The sequence below is a fragment of the Actinomycetospora sp. NBRC 106375 genome, assembly GCF_030269665.1.
In the GTDB taxonomy this organism is placed as follows: Bacteria; Actinomycetota; Actinomycetes; order Mycobacteriales; family Pseudonocardiaceae; genus Actinomycetospora.
On the sequence record NZ_BSTS01000101.1, the window covers coordinates 1 to 255 of the forward strand.

Here is a 255-nt window from a genome sequence, read left to right on the forward strand (position 1 = left end):
GGTGGGGCCGCCGTCTTCCCAGTGATCGATGTGGTGGGCGTGGCAGCGGCGGGGGCCGCGGGTGCAGTCGGGGAACGCGCAGCCGCGGTCGCGGATGTTCAGGGCCCGTCGTAGGGCGTCGGTGACGGTGCGTTGGAGCCGTCCCACATCCAAGGGTTCGGAGCGGGTGCCGAGGATGGCGGGGAGGATCTCGGCGTCGCAGGCCAGGCGGCGCAGGGTGCGGATGTGGACCGGGGTGTCGTCGTCGAGGGTGCC

The 255-nt window shown here is 73.3% G+C and carries 1 protein-coding gene; it reads right to left on the minus strand.

The window, feature by feature from the left end; translation table 11 throughout:
* Nucleotides 1-255, minus strand: a 255-nt coding sequence (locus QSK03_RS33050; protein ID WP_285660086.1) for an HNH endonuclease signature motif containing protein, incomplete at both ends; no start/stop codon positions are given.